The organism is Flavobacterium plantiphilum (assembly GCF_046000495.1).
Classification (GTDB): Bacteria; Bacteroidota; Bacteroidia; order Flavobacteriales; family Flavobacteriaceae; genus Flavobacterium; species Flavobacterium plantiphilum.
This window is the reverse complement of record NZ_JBELQA010000011.1, coordinates 1-20,176: the sequence shown is the minus strand read 5'-3', so window position 1 is coordinate 20,176 and position 20,176 is coordinate 1. Positions and strand designations below refer to the sequence as shown.

The following is a 20,176-nucleotide window of genomic DNA, read 5'->3' as shown; positions in this document are numbered from 1 at the left end:
GTTACTGAGCCACTACGACTCTGTGCTAAGAGTTTTAAAATCTAAAATTTAATAATCTGAATTGCCTCCAGTGTTATAATTTTGTCCTAAAGCATTTTCCAGTTGCTCATCATTTGGTGCTTTACCATGCCATGCATGACTGAACATCATATAATCAACACCATTACCCATTTCAGTATGCAATAAAACACAAACCGGTTTCCCTTTTCCGGTTCTGGCTTTAGCTTCGTTCATTCCTCCAATGATCGCTTCAATGTCGTTTCCTTTTGTGATTTCAATAACTTCCCAGTCAAAAGCTTCAAACTTCGCACGAAGACTTCCCATTGCTAATACTTCATCCGTAGTACCGTCAATTTGTTTTCCGTTTAAATCTACAGTGGCAATTAAGTTATCTACCTTTTTAGCAGATGCATACATAATTGCTTCCCAGTTTTGTCCTTCCTGCAATTCCCCGTCACCGTGAAGAGTATATACGATATGATTGTCGTTGTTTAATTTTTTAGCCTGTGCTGCTCCAATTGCTACAGACATTCCCTGACCAAGAGAACCTGATGCAATACGTACTCCCGGTAAATTATCGTGAGTAGTTGGGTGACCTTGCAATCTTGAATTTAACAAACGGAAAGTAGCTAATTCAGCTACCGGAAAATAACCGCTTCTTGCTAAAACGCTATAGAAAACAGGTGAGATGTGTCCGTTTGATAAAAAGAATAAATCTTCACCAATTCCGTCCATGTCCCATTCTTCTTTGCGGTCCATTATGTTTTGATACAAGGCTACCAAAAATTCGGTACAACCTAGAGAACCTCCTGGGTGACCTGAATTAACAGCGTGTACCATTCGAAGGATGTCTCTTCTTACTTGGATAATTAAATCGTTTAATTGTTGAGTGTTAGGTTTCATTTTGAGTGTAAAAGTTAAACTGATTGCAAATGTAAATTTTATTTTGCCGTAAGACAAATGATTTTTATAATTGTTTGACAGCAATTGGAATGGGTAGGAATGTTCTATAGAAAGTTTTGATTCTCTTTGAAACAAAACATATCGATTTTATAAATGTAAAATCAACACTAATTTTTTTAAATTGATTTTAGGAATCCATTGTTATTAGTGATGTGATGAAATTTAAGAAGTTTATTTTTTTAGGTGTTTTAATTTTTGAAATGCATTCACAGAATTATTTTTCAGAATTAAATTTTTTTGAAAGAAATTATTTTTACAACAATTTTGTTTTTGATTGTTATAAAATAGGTTTTTAATCAAACGTTGTAGTACTTTAAGGTTAAACAAAAAATCCTGAAAGAGTGTTTGTTATTTTTGATTTTTAGTAATTTTCTCTAGTAAATTTTCTAAAATTTGTTGTCCTTCTTCCCACAGACCTAGTTGTGATGCCAGATTCAAATGCCCTTTTGGACCTACATTATAAAAATCACTTCCCCATTTTTGTGCTAAAAATTCGGCTCTTTTTGCCGAAATATACGGATCGTTAGCACTCGTAATCACAATAGAAGGATATTTTAATTGGTCTAAAGGAATGGGGGCGAAGTTCCATATTTCTTCCGGAGTATGTTCAGGAGATTCTACATCGGCGGGAGCTACGAGTAAAGCACCGGCAATTTTGCTGGTATCATTTTTTTGGGACCAATGCATTACTAAGGAAACAGCTAAACTATGCGCCACAATTACAATAGGTGTTTCAATGGAATTTATAGTTGCATCCAGATTTTTTAACCAATCTTCTAATTGCGGTTGATTCCAATTATTCTGAACTACTTTCGTTGCATTTGGAAAATGTTGTAACCAGTTGTCCTGCCAATGTCCTGTAGTCGAATCGCCTAATCCAGGTACAATTAATAAGGTGTGTTTCATGGTGTTTGAAGAGGGATTTGTTTCTTTAGAAAATAAATTAGAACCCGGTGGGCGTAATTAGTTTTTGATGATAATTTTTCGTCAGTTCGAGTGATTTTCGATAGAAAATTGTATCGAGAACAAGAAAAATTTTATTGAAAACGGTTCTCGATACATTTTTTGTTTCGTTATACTGCACAAGAAACACTCGAACTGAAGCTTTTAATAATTACACCAAACGGGTTAAATTGAATGATTAAGAACTACAAGACAACATAGAACAACCTACTTTGTTTCTTGCCCAATCAGGGCGCTTGGCGAACCATTTTTTCATGTTTTCCTGTTCGGAATAAGGATTTTTTAATAGATTGAAAAGTTCATCAATCAGATTATAATCTCCTTTATCAGCTGCATCAATGGCTAGCTGTGCCATGTAATTGCGCAACACATATTTAGGATTGATTGCATTCATTTTTTCAGCGCGTTCGGTATCAGTTTCATTCTCTGATTGTAAACGAAGACTATATTTTTCAAACCATTTATTCCAGGCTTCGTTAATTTTAGGCAATTCCTCAATAGAATTGTAAAAGGCATCGTTTATGATTGCTAAACCTCTTTCCGGATTTTCTTTTTGAAAACGACTTAGGTTTCTGAAGAAAATTGTCATGTCGGTTTCAGTTAAATGTAAATTGTTTTCTAATTCCTGAATTAAATTTTGATCATCATTATTTTCGGTAAAAAGACCAATTTTAGAACGCATCATGTTTAGGTATTTGCTTTCGAAAGAAGTGCCAAAATCAGCCAACACTTTTTCTAAACCTTCTGTCTCATTGATAAGAGGATATAAAGCATTGGCAAGTTGGTACAAATTCCAAAGTACGATATTGGGTTGGTTCCCATATCGGTAGCGTTTGTGCTGGGAGTCGGTAGTGTTAGGAGTCCAGCCATAGTCGTATCCTTCCAACCAGCCGTAAGGTCCGTAATCAATCGTCAATCCCAGAATGGACATATTATCAGTATTCATAACGCCGTGTACAAAACCTACTCGTTGCCAGTGAATAACCATTTCCAGACTGTTTTCGGCTACTTTCCTGAAAAATTGCAGGTAGCTCTCTTTAGAAGGCTCGCCTAATTCCGGGTAAAAATGTTTGATGGTATAATCGACAAGTATTTTTAAAGTTTCAACATCATTACGTACTGCAAGGATTTGGTAATTTCCAAAACGCAAAAAACTGGGAGCAATACGGCTGACGATGGCGCCTTTTTCATAAGCAGGATTACCATTATACAATACATCTCTTAAAACTTCATCACCTGACAACGCTAAAGACAACGCTCTTGTGGTAGGGACGCCCAAATGAAACATGGCTTCACTGCATAAATATTCTCGGATGGAAGAGCGTAAAACGGCTAAGCCGTCAGCGGTTCTGGAATAGGGTGTTTTTCCGGCACCCTTGAGTTGGATAGCCCAACTTTTATTGTTGTGAACGATTTCAGTTAAATTGATCGCACGACCATCGCCTAATTGTCCTGCCCAGTTTCCAAACTGATGTCCGCCGTAACACATGGCATAAGGTTGTGTATTTGCCAAAACTTCATTTCCGGTAAATACATTTCTAAATTCCTCGGATTGTGCATCTTCTTGAGATAATCCTAAGTTTTCAAGCATTTCCGGGGAAACGTGAATGATTTGGGGACTAGCTGTTTTTACGGGTGTTACAAATGAAAAACAAGCCTGCTCCACCTGTCTGATGTAGTTTTCTGAAATGGGGTCGGCGGGTAATTCTTTATTGAAAGTGTCTTGTATGTTGAGTTTCATTGTGTTTGTAATTATAGATATTACAAAGTTACGAATATAAGTTCCATTTTTTGAACCCTCTAAGTTTATTCAGAATTAGGGTTTTTAAAAGTTAATATAAGTTGTGAAAGATAAGGAAGGCTTAATTAATTTCTTAATAGTGAAAAAATACATTGCTTTTTGCGTAAGGGATAGCAGTGGAAATCCTTTTATTTTTCTCGTTTTTTACGAGAGAAATAAAAGATTGTAACGGATAGCCCGACCCTGATGTAACGCAGTGGAAGCAGGGACACGCCCAAAGCTTTTTTGGGAAGTCTTACTTTGCTGTTAAAAAGATGTAGCTTTTTTCTAAATTAAACTATCTTTGCGCTCCCGAATAGTCGGGAGAACAATTTGGGAGAAAACCTTAATATGAAGTTTGATTTATTACAAAAAGACCCACTTTCAAAAGCCAGAGCGGGAAGTATTACCACAGATCACGGTGTTATTGAAACGCCTATTTTTATGCCGGTAGGCACCGTTGCCTCGGTAAAAGGCGTGCATCAAAGAGAGTTGAAAGAGGACATTAATCCTGATATTATTCTGGGAAACACCTATCATTTGTATTTGCGTCCGCAAACTAAAATTTTAGAAGCCGCTGGTGGATTGCATAAATTCATGAACTGGGATCGTAATATTTTGACGGATTCGGGAGGTTATCAGGTGTATTCACTTTCAAATAGCCGAAAAATTAAGGAAGAAGGGGTTAAGTTTAAATCGCATATTGACGGTTCTTATCATACGTTTACGCCGGAGAATGTAATGGAAATTCAGCGTACAATTGGAGCTGATATTATTATGGCTTTTGACGAATGTACACCTTATCCGTGCGATTATAATTATGCGAAGCGTTCTATGCATATGACGCACCGCTGGTTAGATCGTTGTATCAGCCATCTGGATAAAGTGCCGGTAAAATATGGTTACGATCAGGCTTTTTTTCCTATTGTTCAGGGAAGTACTTATAAAGATTTACGACGTCAGTCGGCAGAATATATTGCTAATTCCGGTCAGGTAGGAAATGCTATTGGCGGACTTTCAGTAGGAGAACCGGCTGAGGAAATGTATGCGATGACCGAGGTAGTTACTGAAATTTTACCGGAAGACAAACCAAGATATTTAATGGGAGTGGGAACGCCAATTAATATTTTGGAAAATATCGCTTTAGGAATTGATATGTTTGATTGTGTAATGCCAACCCGTAATGCCAGAAACGGAATGTTGTTTACGGCTAACGGAACCATCAATATCAAGAATAAAAAATGGGAGGATGATTTTTCTCCAATTGACGAAATGGGAATTACATTTGTAGATACAGAGTATTCCAAAGCTTATTTGCGTCATCTATTTGCTGCCAATGAATATTTAGGAAAGCAAATTGCTACGATTCATAATCTTGGTTTTTATATGTGGTTAGTACGTGAAGCCAGAAAACATATTATTGCAGGAGATTTTAGAGCATGGAAAGAGATGATGGTAAAAAATATGAGTCAACGTTTGTAATTTTGTGGATTTGGTTAATGGTTTAATCAAATCAGCAAATTAATAAATCAACAAATCAGTGCTATGTTAACAATATTAGACAAGTATATCCTGAAAAGATATTTAGCCACTTTTGGGGCTATGTTGTTGATGTTTATCCCAATCGGAATTATAATTGACGTTTCGGAGAAGATTAATAAAATGATTGAAAATAAGGTTCCGTTTATAGAAATAGCAACCTATTACTATCATTTTACTATTTATTTTGCGAATGCTTTATTTCCCATATTTCTGTTTTTATCGATTATCTGGTTTACATCCAAGTTAGCCAATAACACTGAAATTATTGCCATTTTAAGTTCCGGAATCTCTTTTACACGTTTTTTAAGACCTTTTATTATAGGAGCTGCAATAGTTTCTGTAGGAGTTTTATTGATGGGGTTTTATATCGTTCCCAGAGCCAGTGAAGGTTTTAATAATTTCCGCTATACTTATTTAAAATCGGGCGGAAAGGAACAAATGACAGGTGATAATACTGATGTCTACAGACAACTGAATGATCATGAGTTTTTGTATGTCAGTAATTTTAATACCTCTTCTAAAATGGCTTTTAATTTTTCTCTGGAGCGGTTTAATAAAGAGAAAATGGTTTCTAAAATTACGGCCAGCAGGATCAAATGGAATGAGAAAGACAGTACGTATACGCTGTATGATTACTCTAAAAGGACTGTGGGTAAATTAGGTGATAAAATAGAATCGCTGCCTGAAAAGAATGTAAAGTTTACATTTGAACTGGAAGATTTGACTCCTGTTGTTTACATTGCTGAAACCCTGCGTCTTAATGAACTGATTGATTTTATTGACAAGGAAAAGAAGCGTGGTTCATCTAATATTAATACGTATATGGTAGTTTTATATAAAAAATTCAGTGTTCCTGTTTCAGCATTTATTCTGACTATCATTGCTGTGGCGGTTTCTTCTATGAAGCGAAGAGGAGGTATGGGAATGAATCTTACTATAGGAATTGCAGTGGCTTTTGGTTTTGTATTTTTTGATAAAATTTTTGGTGTGTTAGCCGAAAAATCTACTTTTTCTCCTTTTGTGGCTGTTTGGTTTTCAAATATTGTTTTTGGAATTCTGGCGATATATTTATTGCGTAATGCCAAACGATAAACTTAAAAGTTATCTTAATCTTCATTTAATTGTTTTTATTTGGGGATTTACCGCCATCCTAGGTGCATTGATCACTATTGCTGCCGATATAATAGTCTGGTATCGCATGCTTTTAGCTGCTTTGTTTTTGGGGATTTATATTTTATTTTCAAAAAAATCTTTCAGAATTCCATTCGATTCCTTGCTTAAACTAGCTTTAGTAGGTTTGCTAATTGCATTGCACTGGATTTTTTTCTTTCATGCCATACATGTTTCTAATGTATCTGTTACTCTTTCGGTTTTTTCATTGGGAGCATTTTTGGCTTCGCTGCTGGAGCCTTTGTTCTATGGACGAAAAGTATTAGGGTATGAAGTGTTCTTTGGTTTGATTATCGTTATGGCACTGGCAATTATTATGCAGGTTGAAATTGCTTATTTAGAAGGAATGCTGTTTTCTTTTATAGCCATAGTATTAGGTGTTTTATTTACATTATTTAATGGTAAATTAATTCAGAAACATGATTCGGCAGTAATTACTTTTTATGAGTTTCTTGCCGGAATATTTTTCATCTCGTTTTATTTTATCATTCAAAATAAATTTACACAGGATTTCTTTATTGTGACTGAAAATAATTGGGTTTTGTTATTTATTTTGTCGTCTGTTTGTACTGCTTATGCTTTTACAGCATCGGTAAAAGTTATGGAAAAATTAAGCCCTTATACCGTAATGTTAACGACTAATCTCGAACCTGTATACGGAATAGTTCTGGCTTATTTTATTATTGGTGAAAAAGAAAAAATGAGCCCTTCTTTCTACATAGGAGCTTTTATCATTATTGTAACGGTTATTCTGAATGGCATTTTAAAACACCGTCGTACTTTAAAAACGGAAAACTAAATTGACTTATTTTAAAAAAAATTGGAGAAGTTTAACTCTGGTTGTTTTAGTGTTTGTTTTTTTTGTTTGATTTTCAAAATCAATTTCTTAACACAGTAAGGTAATTGTTTTATGTTTAGTTAACATCAAACATTATTTATTTTATATTTGCACGATTTTACTCAATTCCATTAAAATGCAACAACACTTACGTCTGAACGAGTACAAAGTTTTATTATACAGACTTTCGTTAGCCTATCTTTTTTATTTTATATCCCGTGTCCTTTTTTTCTTTTACAATATGGATTTACTGGAGATTGATTCGGTTATGGATTTTCTGCCCCTCTGTTATTATGGTTTGCTCTTTGATACTTCAGCCATCTTATATGTAAATATATTGTTTATTGCTTTATCGATTTTACCTGTTTTTAAAAATACTAATCAGGGCTTTCAAAAGTTTCTTTTTTACCTTTATTTTGTAACCAACCTTCTGGCGTATTCGACTAATTTTATAGATTTCATTTATTATAAATTTACTTTTGCGCGAACCACCATAGCTTTTTTAAGTGTTTTGGAAAATGAAACAAATAAGGCAACTTTGCTTTTTGACTTTTTGTTGACGTATTGGCACGTTTGGGTTTTATTTGTTTTGTTTTCTTCACTTTGGATTTATTTGTATAAAAAAGTCACTGTTAAGGATTTTGTGCCCACTAAAAAGAAATATTATTTTGGCTTTTCTATGGTGGGATTGGTGTTAATAAGTTTGTTTACCGTTCTAGGTATACGCGGATGGCAATATGAGAAGAAAACACAGCCCATCAATCTTATGGATGCTAATACGCATGTAAAAAATATAGCGCATGTTGATATTGTATTAAATACTCCATTTGCATTAATCAGAACTTTATTTAGCAATCATTTTTCAAAACCTGATTTTAAAGACGTGAACCAGCAGGTAATCCTGAAGGAAGTTGTACCTGTAAAACAATATCATCACAATCATAATCCGATAACTAAACCAAATGTCGTGATAATGATTTTAGAGAGTTTTAGCAGAGAGTATCTGGGAGCTTTTAATAAAAATTCTAAAATACCTGATTATAAAAGTCACGTTTCTTTTTTAGATTCCCTGTCGCAGCATAGTATGATTTATACAAATGCTTACGCAAATGGCAGGCAATCGGTTCATGCAATGTCTTCCATTTTAGCCGGAATTCCGTCATTTAAGGATGCTTTTACATCATCACCTTATCCAAAACAAAAAATAGAATCTCTGGTTTCAGTTTTAGAAGGACAAGGATACAACACCTCTTTTTTTCATGGTGCTGTAAATGGTTCTATGGGGTTTTTAGGTTTTGGGAAAATTCTGGGTATTGATAATTATTATGGAAGAACTGAGTTTAACGATGATTCTCAATTTGATGGTTACTGGGGGATTTGGGACGAGCCTTTTCTTCAGTATATGAAGAATACTTTGGATAAAAAGAAAACTCCTTTTTTTGCTACTGCCTTTACACTTTCTTCTCATGAACCATTCCTTCTTCCGGAAAAATATAAAAATAAATTTAGAGAAGGAGAAATGCCTATACATAAATGTGTGGAATATACTGATTTTGCCCTCAAACGTTTTTTTGATGAAGCTAAAAAAGAACCTTGGTTTTCTAATACTATTTTTGTTTTCGTAGCCGATCATTGTAATAAACCTTATTATGATGAATACAAAAAACCTGTTAATCGTTTTGCAATTCCTATTATGATTTATAAACCCAACAGTGATCTTGTGGGGGTTGATAATGATTTGGCTCAGCAAATAGATATTTACCCTACAATTTTAGATCTTATAGGGTATTCAAAACCTTTCAGGAGCTGGGGTAAGAGTTTGTTTGATAAAACTTCAGTTAAGCCCTTTGTAATTAATTCTACCGGTAGTATTTATCAATTTTCAAGAGGGAATTATATCTGTACTTTTGATGGTGAAAAAGCTGTTGGTTTTTACCATAAAGATGACAAAGAGCTGAAAAACAATCTTATAGGTAAAAGAAATGCTGAAATGAATGCAATAGAATTAAAGTGTAAAGCTTTTATTCAGGATTACATGGAAAGAGTGATTGATAAAAAGTTAGCAACAATACAATAATTACATTTTAATCTGTACTGTAAAGAACAACAGAATAGCTCTTTCTGAAAATTTTTTTATTGATTTTCAGTCGGATGAGGTTTTAGGTCTGTTTTTTTTAAGAATAGCATAATTGATTGTATCTTTGTAAACTGCTACTAAAATAAAAAATAAGCAGGTGTAAATGATTTAATATTTTATATTTGCACTTCCAAATAAAATAATAACGCACAAGTCCTATGGAATATTTAGATTTTGAGCTTCCAATAAAAGAACTAGAAGATCAGTTGGAAAAATGTCAGGTAATTGGACAGGAATCAGAAGTTGATGTCACGTCTACCTGTACACAAATCAATGAAAAACTGATTGAAACTAAGAAGAATATCTATGAAAACCTTACTGCATGGCAACGTGTACAATTATCCAGACATCCCAGCAGACCTTATACTTTAGATCACGTTAGAGGGCTTTGCGGAGATACTTTTTTAGAACTTCACGGAGACAGAGGTTTTAAAGATGATAAAGCTATGATAGGTGGTTTAGGGAAAATTGGCGGACAATCTTTTATGATTATTGGTCAGCAAAAAGGATATAATACTAAAACACGTCAATATAGAAACTTTGGGATGGCTAATCCTGAAGGCTACCGTAAGGCTTTACGATTAATGAAAATGGCAGAAAAATTTGGAATTCCTGTTATTACTTTAATCGATACACCGGGAGCTTACCCTGGATTAGAAGCAGAAGAACGTGGACAGGGAGAGGCTATTGCCAGAAATATTTATGAAATGGTATTGCTTAAAGTACCAATTATTACAATCATTGTTGGTGAAGGTGCTTCTGGAGGTGCATTAGGGATAGGAGTAGGGGATCGTGTATATATGTTGGAGAACACCTGGTATTCGGTTATTTCACCTGAATCCTGTTCGTCCATTTTATGGAAAAGCTGGGAGTATAAAGAAAGGGCAGCAGATGCTTTGAAATTGACTTCAGCTGATATGAAAAAACAAAATCTGGTAGATGATATAATTCCGGAGCCTTTGGGAGGTGCTCATTATGACAGAGAAACTACTTTTAAAACAGTAGAAGAATACATCTTGAAAGCATATAATGACTTGAAAGTTTTATCAACAACTGATTTAATTGCTCAAAGAATGGATAAATATACTAAGATGGGAGAATTCAAAGAATAATCATTCTGTTTTATAAATTTAATCCGTCCCGTTAGTAAACGAGACGGATTTTTTTTGGTTATAAACAAAAAAGAATGAGTTATAAACATAGAGATGTAATAACTAAACTGTATTTTTTTTAAAATTTATGTTACTTTCGTAGTATGGAAAATTTCAAGAATGTTAAGCCTGTAAAGGTAGATAAAACAACAATTATAAATCTGGAAAAAGGGAAGTTGCCTCCTCAGGTTATTGAATTAGAGGAAGCTGTACTAGGCGCTATGATGATTGATAAAAAAGGGGTTGATGATGTAATTGATATCCTTCAGCCTGACGCATTCTATAAGGATTCCCATAAACATATTTTTGAAGCAATTGTTCAGTTGTTTACCGAAACGCAACCTATCGATTTATTAACGGTTTCTGCACAGTTAAAAAAAAATGGGAAATTAGATTTAGCAGGAGGAGATTTTTACCTCATACAGCTTACTCAGAAAATATCTTCTTCGGCACATATTGAATTTCATTCCAGAATCATTCTTCAAAAATTTATTCAAAGAAGTTTAATTCGTATTTCGTCTGAAATTATTGAAGAATCCTATGATGAAACAACTGATGTTTTTGATTTATTGGATAAAGCGGAATCAAAACTTTATGAAGTTACTCAGGGTAATATTAAACGTAGTTCAGAAACGGCACAAAGTTTAGTGCTTCAGGCAAAGAAACGTATTGAAGAAATTAGTAAAAAAGAAGGATTAAGTGGTGTTGAAACCGGTTTTACTAATCTTGACAAGCTTACCTCAGGCTGGCAGCCTAGTGATTTGATAATCATTGCGGCACGTCCTGCAATGGGTAAAACAGCCTTTGTATTATCGATGGCACGAAATATGGCAATCGATTATGGACATGGTGTAGCTATCTTTTCTCTAGAGATGGCATCAGTACAATTAATAACCCGTTTGATTTCCTCAGAAACAGGTCTGTCATCAGAAAAACTGCGTACAGGTAAATTGGAACCACACGAGTGGACGATGTTGAGTACAAAAGTGAAAGATTTAGAAAAAGCACCATTGTTTATTGATGACACACCTTCACTTTCTATTTTTGATCTTAGAGCAAAGGCCAGACGTTTAGCCTCCCAACACGGAATAAAGATTATCATTATCGATTATTTGCAGTTGATGACTGCTGGTGGAAATGGAAAGGGCGGTGGAAATCGTGAGCAGGAAATTTCGACAATTTCCCGAAATTTAAAAGCATTGGCTAAGGAATTGAATGTTCCTGTTATTGCACTTTCTCAGCTGTCTCGTGCAGTTGAGACGCGAGGTTCCAGTAAGCGACCTTTGCTTTCTGACCTTCGTGAATCGGGGGCGATTGAGCAGGATGCCGATATTGTATCGTTCCTGTATCGTCCTGAATACTATAAAATTGATGAGTGGGATGATGATGAAGCAGCTCCAACAGCAGGTCAGGCTGAAATTATGATTGCAAAACACCGTAATGGTGGTATTGAAAATGTTCGTTTAAAATTCTTAGGGCATTTAGGTAAGTTTGATAATTTAGATGATTTTGGTAGTGGTTATGATGATGATTTACCTTCGTCAATGAATCAGGATGATAATTCTTTTATTACTAAAAATCTGCCTTCGCCTCATGAAGCCTTTGGAAGTAATCTGAATGATGATGATGATGACGATATGCCATTTTAATTTAAAGCGCTATATTTGAATAAAACATTCCAATGCTTTTTAGAAAAATAGCCATTCTTACTATTGTTTTAGTTTCTTTCTCTGCGAAAGCTTCTTTTATTCTGTTGCCCATGGATGATACTACGCAACAGAATCATTTAAAAGCTTACGGAATTACCTATTGGTGTCTGGATAAAAAGTATAAAGCCAGTTGGTTGTTAAACTATCGTGGTGGTTCTTTTTTATTGCCTGATGCTACTGAAATTAGAAAGGAATGTCAGATTAGAGGGGTTAGTTTCGAAGTACTCACTGATAGTGAACAACAGTCTGTTCTAGATGAAATTGCAAGTCCGTCACAAAATATGGAAAATGTAATTCTGGAAAAAGCTCCCAAAATAGCCGTGTATACTCCAAAAGGGAAGCAACCGTGGGATGATGCGGTAACTCTGGTTTTAACTTATGCCGAAATTCCTTTTACTGCTATTTATGATGAAGAAGTTTTAAGCGATCAGTTGATTCTTTATGATTGGCTGCACTTGCATCACGAAGATTTTACCGGACAATATGGTAAATTTTATGGCTCTTATCGAAATGTACCCTGGTATATCGAACAAAAAAAAGGAGCCGAAAATTTGGCAAGTCAATTAGGATTTACAAAAGTTTCACAAGAGAAAGGAGCTGTAGCTAAAAAGATTAGTGATTTTGTTATTGGCGGGGGATTTATGTTTGCCATGTGTTCTGCAACAGATAGTTTTGATATTGCTTTATCAGCACATGGTGTTGATATCTGCGAACCTATGTTTGATGGAGATGCCAGTGATGCAAATTATCAATCTAAACTAGATTATCATAATTCTTTTGCTTTTAAAGATTTTATTCTGGAGCGACGACCTGAAAAATATGAGTTTTCAGATATTGATATGACTGAAAAACGAAATGTTCCTATGGAGAAGGATTATTTTACTCTGATGGAATTTTCGGCTAAATGGGATCCGATTCCCTCTATGCTTTGTCAGAATCATACCCAGCTGGTAAAAGGATTTATGGGGCAAACCACGGCTTTTGATGCTAAATTAGTTAAATCTAATATTCTGGTTTTAGGTACTTGTGAACTTAATGGAGAAGCAAGATATATTCATGGGCAAAAAGGAAAAGGAATGTTTAGTTTTTTTGGAGGACATGATCCTGAAGATTACCAACATAAAGTAGGGGATGCTCCGACAGTATTGGATTTACACCCTAATTCACCTGGGTACCGATTAATTTTAAACAATGTTTTGTTTCCTGCTGCCAGAAAGAAGAAACAGAAAACTTAATAGGTTAGGATTTCATATAAAGTAAAAAGCCTCAATCGTTAGATTGAGGCTTTTCTATGTAAGTAAGTAATCCTAAATTGAGTTGATAAAACGTTTATTTTACTTTATTAAGTACAGCTTTGAAAGCTTCTGGGTGGTTCATAGCTAAATCTGCAAGAACTTTTCTGTTCAATTCGATTCCGTTAGCTTTTACTTTCCCCATGAATTGTGAATAAGACATTCCTTCTAAACGGGCTCCGGCGTTGATACGTTGAATCCATAAAGCACGGAAATTTCTTTTGTTCACTTTTCTGTCGCGGTATGCATAGCACATTGCTTTTTCTACCGCATTCTTTGCAACTGTCCAAACGTTTTTACGTCTGCCAAAGAAACCTTTGGCTTGCTTCATTATTTTTTTTCTTCTTGCTCTTTTAGCAACTGAATTTACCGATCTTGGCATAATTTTATTGTTTTTTTTGTAGCAGGCGTCCCGAATTTAATCAAGGGAGCTTATAGCCATACTCCAAGGTTATAATTTAATTTTTTTAACCTAAAGAATAAAAAGTTAGAGGTTAGAAGTTAGGAATTATGAGTTTTTAAAACTCTTAACGAATAACTTTTAACGATTAACAATTATATAATTCTTAATTGTTGTTTGATGCTTTTCATATCTGTAGAGTGAACTAGCGCTGAGTGAGTCAAAGCTAATTTACGTTTTTTAGATTTTTTAGTCAGAATGTGACTTTTAAAAGCGTGTTTTCTTTTAATCTTTCCAGAGCCAGTAACTTTAAAACGTTTCTTAGCGCTAGATTTGGTTTTCATTTTAGGCATTTTTTCCTAGTGTTTTAATTTATTCTTACTTACTTATTTGTTTTTGACTGACTAAGGATTTAAGAAACAGAGTTGCTGAGTTTTTATCAGTCACTCAGCAGCTCAGGTACTTAGTGTCTTATTTTTTCTTCTTAGGAGCAATGAACATAATCATTCTCTTTCCTTCAAGAACAGGCATTGCTTCTACTTTACCAAATTCTTCTAAATCGGTAGCTAATCTTAATAATAAGATTTGACCCTGATCTTTATAAATAATAGACCGTCCTTTAAAGAATACGAATGCTTTTAATTTAGCGCCTTCTTTTAAGAATTTTTCAGCATTCTTTCTTTTAAATTCATAATCATGCTCATCAGTCTGAGGACCAAAACGAATTTCCTTAACAGTTACCTGTGTAGATTTGGCTTTCAGAATTTTGTCACGCTTTTTTTGTTCGTAAACAAATTTCTTGTAATCCATAATTTTACATACCGGAGGATCCGCATTAGGAGAAATCTCGACTAAATCTAATTCGAATTCATCGGCTAATCTTAAAGCTTCTGAAAGTTTAAAAACTCCCGGCTCTATGTTTTCTCCTACAAGACGTACTTCTTGCAGACCACGAATGTTATTATTGATTCTATGGGCATCTTTTTTTTCTACGCGAGGTTGATAACCTCTGTTACTTCTTATTGCTATGACTTTAAAATTTAAGTTAAACTGTAAATACTTTTAATGTTTTATTTATTTCTTCGTTTACAATCGAAACAAATTCGTCAATTGTAACGGTAATATTTCCTTTTCCTTCCTGACCATGACGACGGATCGAAATGCTTCCATTTTTCTCTTCTTCTTCGCCTACAATCAGCATAAATGGGATTTTTTGCATTTCAGCATCCCTAATTTTCTTACCAATTGTTTCGTTTCGGTTGTCAATTAGCCCGCGAATTTCGTGATTTTCTAGCAAATCTAAAACTTTTTTAGCATAAATTTCATATTTCTCGCTCAAAGACAAGATAATAACCTGTTCAGGCATTAGCCAAAGAGGGAAATTTCCTGCTGTGTGTTCTAATAAAATGGCTATAAAACGTTCCATTGATCCAAAAGGAGCTCTGTGAATCATTACCGGGCGGTGCAATTCGTTATCTGATCCTTTGTAGGTTAGGTCAAAACGCTCTGGAAGATTGTAATCAACCTGAATGGTTCCTAATTGCCATTGCCTTCCTAGTGCATCTTTTACCATGAAATCTAATTTTGGACCATAGAATGCTGCTTCTCCGTATTCGACTACGGTATTTAATCCTTTGTCTCTTGCAGCATTGATGATTGCATTTTCAGCTTTCTCCCAGTTTTCATCAGTACCAATATATTTTTCTCTGTTCTCCTGATCTCTTAATGAGATTTGAGCAGTAAAATTTTCAAAACCTAATGAACCAAAAACGTAAAGTACAAGATCGATTACTTTTTTAAATTCTTCATCTAATTGCTCCGGAGTACAAAAAATATGTGCGTCATCCTGAGTGAATCCTCTTACACGAGTCAAGCCATGTAATTCGCCGGATTGTTCGTATCTATAGACAGTACCAAACTCAGCATAGCGTTTTGGTAAATCTTTATAAGACCACGGTCTTACATTGTAAATCTCACAGTGATGAGGACAGTTCATTGGTTTTAATAAAAACTCTTCTCCTTCAGCCGGAGTATTTATAGGTTGAAAACTGTCTGCACCATATTTCGCATAGTGGCCAGAGGTGACATATAATTCTTTTTGTCCTATATGTGGAGTAACAACTTGTTCATATCCTGCTTTCTTTTGTGCTCTTTTTAGAAATTGCTCTAATCTGTCTCTTAACGCTGCTCCTTTTGGCAACCATAAAGGTAAACCTTGGCCTACTTTTTGAGAAAAAGCAAACAACTCTAATTCTTTACCTAATTTTCTATGGTCACGACGCTTTGCTTCTTCTAGCAAAGCTAAATATTCAGTAAGTTCTTTTTGTTTTGGGAAAGAAGTACCGTATACTCGTGTCAATTGCTTGTTTTTCTCATCACCACGCCAGTAAGCGCCTGCAACACTCATTACTTTCATTGCTTTGATAATTCCTGTATTTGGGATGTGTCCTCCACGACATAAGTCAGTAAAAGTATCATGGTCGCAAAAAGTAATTGTTCCGTCTTCCAGATTCGAAATTAATTCTGTTTTATAAACATTGTCTTTGTATAATTCTAGAGCTTCTGCTTTAGTAACAGGGCGTAATTTGAATTCATGCTTTCCTCTTGAGATTTCAAGGACTCTGTCTTCAATTTTCTTAAAATCAGCTTCGGTAATTTTTTGCTCTTCAAAATCTACATCATAATAGAATCCGTTTGCAATCGCAGGACCAAGTGTTAATTTGATCCCTGGATACATCTCTTCTAGTACTTGTGCCATTACGTGCGAAGTAGAGTGCCAGAAAGCTTTTTTTCCTTCCTGGTCGTTCCATGTATATAATGTAAGACTGCCATCCGTAGTCAAAGGTGTAACGGTTTCAATAGTTGTACCATTGAAAGAAGCAGAAATTACATTTCTAGCAAATCCTTCGCTAATGTTTTTAGCAACATCCATCGGAGTTACGCCTGGCGCATACTCTCTAACTGACCCATCGGGTAAAGTAATCTTAATCATTCTTTAAATTTTATGGACTGCAAATATAAATGATTTGCAGTAACTTCAATAATAGCTTTTGTATAATTTTCACTAAGAAAATAATGGTTTTTTAAAATAAAATAGAGCGTATGGTAATTGTGTAGAGTTTTTCAAGTAATTTGATTATTTTTGAAAAATAACTAAGTTTAATAAAATCTTTACGTATTATAACCCCCATTTTTAATGATAAACTCTCATAGTTCAACTGTATCTCAAGTCTCTTTTGTAGATAGACTTAGATTGTCTACTTCTGCTCTCCACAAACAATTAGAATCGCTGTCTTTGTCTCAGCTAATTGTTTCTCCGGAAATTACTGTTCAAAAATATGCTGAATACTTACAGATCATGGAACCTGTAGTAAGGGATATTGAATTAAAGGTGTACCCTGTGATTTCAAATTTAATTTCTGATATTAATAGGAGGAAGAAATTGAGTTTAATACGAGAGGATTTGAAAGTGCTGGGTTTTTCGATAACAAATATTAGTACAGAATTTGATGCTGATTTTGAAATTCCGTTTGCATTGGGAATTATGTATGTATTAGAAGGGTCTTCTCTTGGAGGCAGAGTTATATTGAAAAATATTGAAAATCAATTGGGATTTACTGCTGAATGTGGTGCTCAGTACTTTGCCGGTTATAAAGAAAATACAGGATCTTTGTGGAAAAGTTTTGTTTCGGAAATGGTTCGGTATGAACAGGAACAGGGCTGTGGGGATGTAATCATTGAAGGGGCTAATTTTGCCTTTAGGTTAATTTTTGAGTATTTAGAAACCGGTAATAAATGAAAATAAGGGATATTGTAAATAGGGATATTGTTAATTTGATTAATTGTGAAAATGAACCAATCCATATTCCGGGAAGTATTCAGCCTCATGGTTTTTTAATTGGTTTGACAAAAGAATTTAAAATTATTTTTTGCAGTGAAAATCTTTCGGATTATCTGTCTTTTAAATATACAGAAGTTTTAGGGAAAAGTTTTAAGGATGTTTTTGGTGTAGAAAACTTTAATGTAATTAATGATTCTGCTTTAGAAGCAAATGTTCTTCAGTTGAAGATGAAACTGGAAAATAAGAGTTTTCAGTGTTTTTTTCATCAAAGCGATGATTGTTACATTTTCGAGGCAGAGCCTTGTGGTGTTAAAACAGATTCTGTTACAGATGTTTATAATCAGACACTTCAGTTTATAAATTATTTGAATACTACACAATCACTCAAAAGTCTCTGTGAGATGGTTGCTCGTGAAACGCGTTCGTTGACAGGTTATGATCGTGTAATGGTTTATCGTTTTGATAAAGAATATAATGGTGAAGTCTTTGCTGAAAGCTGTCGTGAAGATTTGGAGCCGTTTTTAGGTTTGCATTATCCGCATACTGATATTCCTGTCCAGGCAAGAGAGTTGTATATGCGCAATGTGTTAAGGTTGATCATGGATATGGATTATACACCTGTGCCTATATATACTATAGATGATGGTAGTGGCAGGAATTTAGATTTGAGTTTGTCTATATTGAGAAGTACTTCGCCGATACATGTCGAGTATTTGAAAAATATGGGAGTTGGTGCAACATTGACTATATCATTAATACATCAGGGGAAATTGTGGGGATTGATAGCCTGTCATCATTATTCCTCAAAAAATCTTACTCCAGAAATAAGATTGGCTGCTCAGCTTCAGGGGCAGTTTATTACCTCTCAAATTGATGTGAGGCAGTCAAACGAAGAATATGAGGTTTCCAGAAAAACTAATAATGCTCTGGAAAAAGTTACCGGTCTTGATTTGCCTCCTATTATGGAGTCGTTCAAAATTATTAGTGTTAGTCCTGAATTGCTTAAACTTTGCAATGCTTCGGGTGTTTCATTGTATATAAATGGAGAGGTTTATAAAAATGGAATAACGCCGCCAGTAAGTGTGATTCCATCTTTGTCTGATTGGCTTTTTGAGCATTCTAATGATAGTAATTTTGCTACAGATAAAATTATTGATTTTATTCCAACAATGAAATCGGTATGGGATAGGGTTTCTGGAGTTGTTTATTATTCTTTAGGTAAAAATAATTCTATTATTTGGTATCGAACCGAAACTGTAATCGAGGTAAATTGGGCTGGAGATCCGAATAAAGCAATTATTAAGGATGCAAATGGATTGCATCCCAGAAATTCTTTTGCGAAATGGAAGCAAATCAGTAAAAATAGAAGCACTCCGTGGTTGTATCCGGAACTGAATGTTGCGGCAAAATATGCGCACGCTTTACAGAAGCAGATTAATCTTATGTTGTTGAGTGATGAAGAGATGAAATACCGTAAGCTGAGTGAGAAATTGAAAGAGAGTAATGAGGAGCTGCAGAATATAAATTGGATTAGTACACATGATCTTCAGGAGCCTTTGCGTAAAATACAGGTTATTTCCTCTATGGTTTTGTTTAAGGAAAAAGACAATATGAGTGAAAATATGATTGATTCATTATGTAGAATGAATAAGTCAGCAATGCGTATGCAAAATTTGTTAGCAGATATTCTTAAATATACTCGGATTAAAAACTCGGATAAGGCATTTGAGTTGGTAGATATGAATAGGATTCTGGAAGAGATCCTTTTTGATTTAAAAGATAATATAGTAGATGCAGATGCGGAAATTGTTGTTTCTGACTTACCTCATGTATATGCAGTACCTTTTCTGATGAAGCAACTTGTTTCAAATATTCTGTTGAATTCTCTTAAGTATTCTTCTCCGGATAGGAAGCCACTTATAAGTGTTTCTGTCGAAAAAGGGGTTAGGGATTTGAATTATGGGGATTCGACATATTTTAAGTTTGTTTTTAAGGATAACGGAATAGGTTTTCATCAGGAATATGCTGAAAATATATTTAATATATTTACCAGATTGCATAGCCAGAACGAATATATGGGTTCAGGAGTAGGATTGGCATTGTGTAGAAAGATTATTCAGGCTCATAATGGTTATATAACGGCAAAAAGTTCTCTAGGCAACGGAGCTGTATTCGTGGTTTATTTGCCATATAAGAGAGATGCTGAGGTAGATTAGTCTGATTTGATAATAAATTAGTTTTAAATCATCTGTTTTTCAGTATGTTAAAAAATAAACAAAAAATAGTTTAAAAAAAACCTTGTTTAAACGAATAAAGTAACTACTTTTGCACCCGCAACAACGCAGACGTTCATATAAAGACTGGCAAGAAAAACGAATTTAAATCAAACG

The 20,176-nt window shown here is 34.5% G+C and carries 16 protein-coding genes; 9 read left to right on the top strand and 7 right to left on the bottom strand.

The features are described 5' to 3' along the window. Positions 1-48 precede the first annotated feature (48 nt). From ABS764_RS15750 to ABS764_RS15740, 3 genes are all read right to left on the bottom strand, one after another. Positions 49-903 (bottom strand): transketolase, encoded by an 855-nt coding sequence (locus ABS764_RS15750; protein WP_408082752.1) that lies wholly within the window; start codon positions 901-903, stop codon positions 49-51. A gap of 408 nt (positions 904-1,311) precedes the next feature. After that, positions 1,312-1,869 (bottom strand): RBBP9/YdeN family alpha/beta hydrolase, encoded by a 558-nt coding sequence (locus ABS764_RS15745; protein WP_408082751.1) that lies wholly within the window; start codon positions 1,867-1,869, stop codon positions 1,312-1,314. 235 nt (positions 1,870-2,104) lie between these two features. Then, positions 2,105-3,667 (bottom strand): protein adenylyltransferase SelO, encoded by a 1,563-nt coding sequence (locus ABS764_RS15740; protein ID WP_408082750.1) that lies wholly within the window; start codon positions 3,665-3,667, stop codon positions 2,105-2,107. A gap of 390 nt (positions 3,668-4,057) precedes the next feature. Here ABS764_RS15740 and tgt point away from each other — a divergent pair, with 390 nt between their 5' ends. The 7 genes from tgt (at position 4,058) to ABS764_RS15705 (ending at position 13,488) form a co-directional block, all read left to right on the top strand. Then, positions 4,058-5,188 carry a tRNA guanosine(34) transglycosylase Tgt gene (tgt, locus tag ABS764_RS15735; RefSeq protein ID WP_408082749.1) on the top strand — a complete coding sequence of 377 codons (1,131 nt, stop codon included), beginning with the start codon at positions 4,058-4,060 and terminating at the stop codon, positions 5,186-5,188. A gap of 63 nt (positions 5,189-5,251) precedes the next feature. Further along, positions 5,252-6,340 carry an LptF/LptG family permease gene (locus ABS764_RS15730; RefSeq protein ID WP_408082748.1) on the top strand — a complete coding sequence of 363 codons (1,089 nt, stop codon included), beginning with the start codon at positions 5,252-5,254 and terminating at the stop codon, positions 6,338-6,340. Then, a complete protein-coding gene (locus tag ABS764_RS15725; RefSeq protein WP_408082747.1) occupies positions 6,327-7,217 on the top strand; it encodes a DMT family transporter in 891 nt (296 codons plus the stop codon). Before ABS764_RS15730 ends, ABS764_RS15725 begins: the two co-directional genes overlap by 14 nt. A 175-nt stretch (positions 7,218-7,392) precedes the next feature. Then, positions 7,393-9,333, top strand: a complete 1,941-nt coding sequence (locus ABS764_RS15720; RefSeq protein ID WP_408082746.1) for an LTA synthase family protein — start codon at positions 7,393-7,395, stop codon at positions 9,331-9,333. A 218-nt stretch (positions 9,334-9,551) separates the two neighbouring features. Then, positions 9,552-10,505 (top strand): acetyl-CoA carboxylase carboxyltransferase subunit alpha, encoded by a 954-nt coding sequence (locus ABS764_RS15715; protein WP_408082745.1) that lies wholly within the window; start codon positions 9,552-9,554, stop codon positions 10,503-10,505. A 143-nt stretch (positions 10,506-10,648) separates the two neighbouring features. Beyond that, positions 10,649-12,193, top strand: a complete 1,545-nt coding sequence (gene dnaB, locus ABS764_RS15710) for a replicative DNA helicase (RefSeq protein ID WP_408082744.1) — start codon at positions 10,649-10,651, stop codon at positions 12,191-12,193. Positions 12,194-12,225: 32 nt separating this feature from the next. Further along, positions 12,226-13,488: an asparagine synthetase B gene (locus ABS764_RS15705; RefSeq protein WP_408082743.1), complete on the top strand. Its 1,263-nt coding sequence runs from the start codon at positions 12,226-12,228 to the stop codon at positions 13,486-13,488. A gap of 94 nt (positions 13,489-13,582) precedes the next feature. Here the strand turns inward: ABS764_RS15705 and rplT are convergent, their stop codons facing one another. The 4 genes from rplT to thrS form a co-directional block, all read right to left on the bottom strand. Then, the gene (gene rplT / locus ABS764_RS15700) at positions 13,583-13,927 is read right to left on the bottom strand and encodes a 50S ribosomal protein L20 (RefSeq protein WP_035633036.1); all 345 of its coding nucleotides are present in this window, start codon (positions 13,925-13,927) and stop codon (positions 13,583-13,585) included. A 173-nt stretch (positions 13,928-14,100) separates the two neighbouring features. Then, on the bottom strand, positions 14,101-14,298 hold the full coding sequence (gene rpmI / locus ABS764_RS15695) for a 50S ribosomal protein L35 (protein WP_007810722.1): 198 nt from the start codon (positions 14,296-14,298) through the stop codon (positions 14,101-14,103). Positions 14,299-14,416: 118 nt separating this feature from the next. Further along, the gene (gene infC / locus ABS764_RS15690) at positions 14,417-14,974 is read right to left on the bottom strand and encodes a translation initiation factor IF-3 (RefSeq protein ID WP_373862918.1); all 558 of its coding nucleotides are present in this window, start codon (positions 14,972-14,974) and stop codon (positions 14,417-14,419) included. Positions 14,975-14,990: 16 nt separating this feature from the next. Next, complete coding sequence (gene thrS / locus ABS764_RS15685) at positions 14,991-16,937, bottom strand: threonine--tRNA ligase (RefSeq protein WP_408082742.1); 1,947 nt, start codon at positions 16,935-16,937, stop codon at positions 14,991-14,993. A gap of 204 nt (positions 16,938-17,141) precedes the next feature. Here thrS and ABS764_RS15680 point away from each other — a divergent pair, with 204 nt between their 5' ends. Then, the gene (locus tag ABS764_RS15680) at positions 17,142-17,744 is read left to right on the top strand and encodes a biliverdin-producing heme oxygenase (protein WP_408082741.1); all 603 of its coding nucleotides are present in this window, start codon (positions 17,142-17,144) and stop codon (positions 17,742-17,744) included. Further along, complete coding sequence (locus ABS764_RS15675; RefSeq protein WP_408082740.1) at positions 17,741-20,002, top strand: ATP-binding protein; 2,262 nt, start codon at positions 17,741-17,743, stop codon at positions 20,000-20,002. Before ABS764_RS15680 ends, ABS764_RS15675 begins: the two co-directional genes overlap by 4 nt. Positions 20,003-20,176 lie beyond the last annotated feature (174 nt).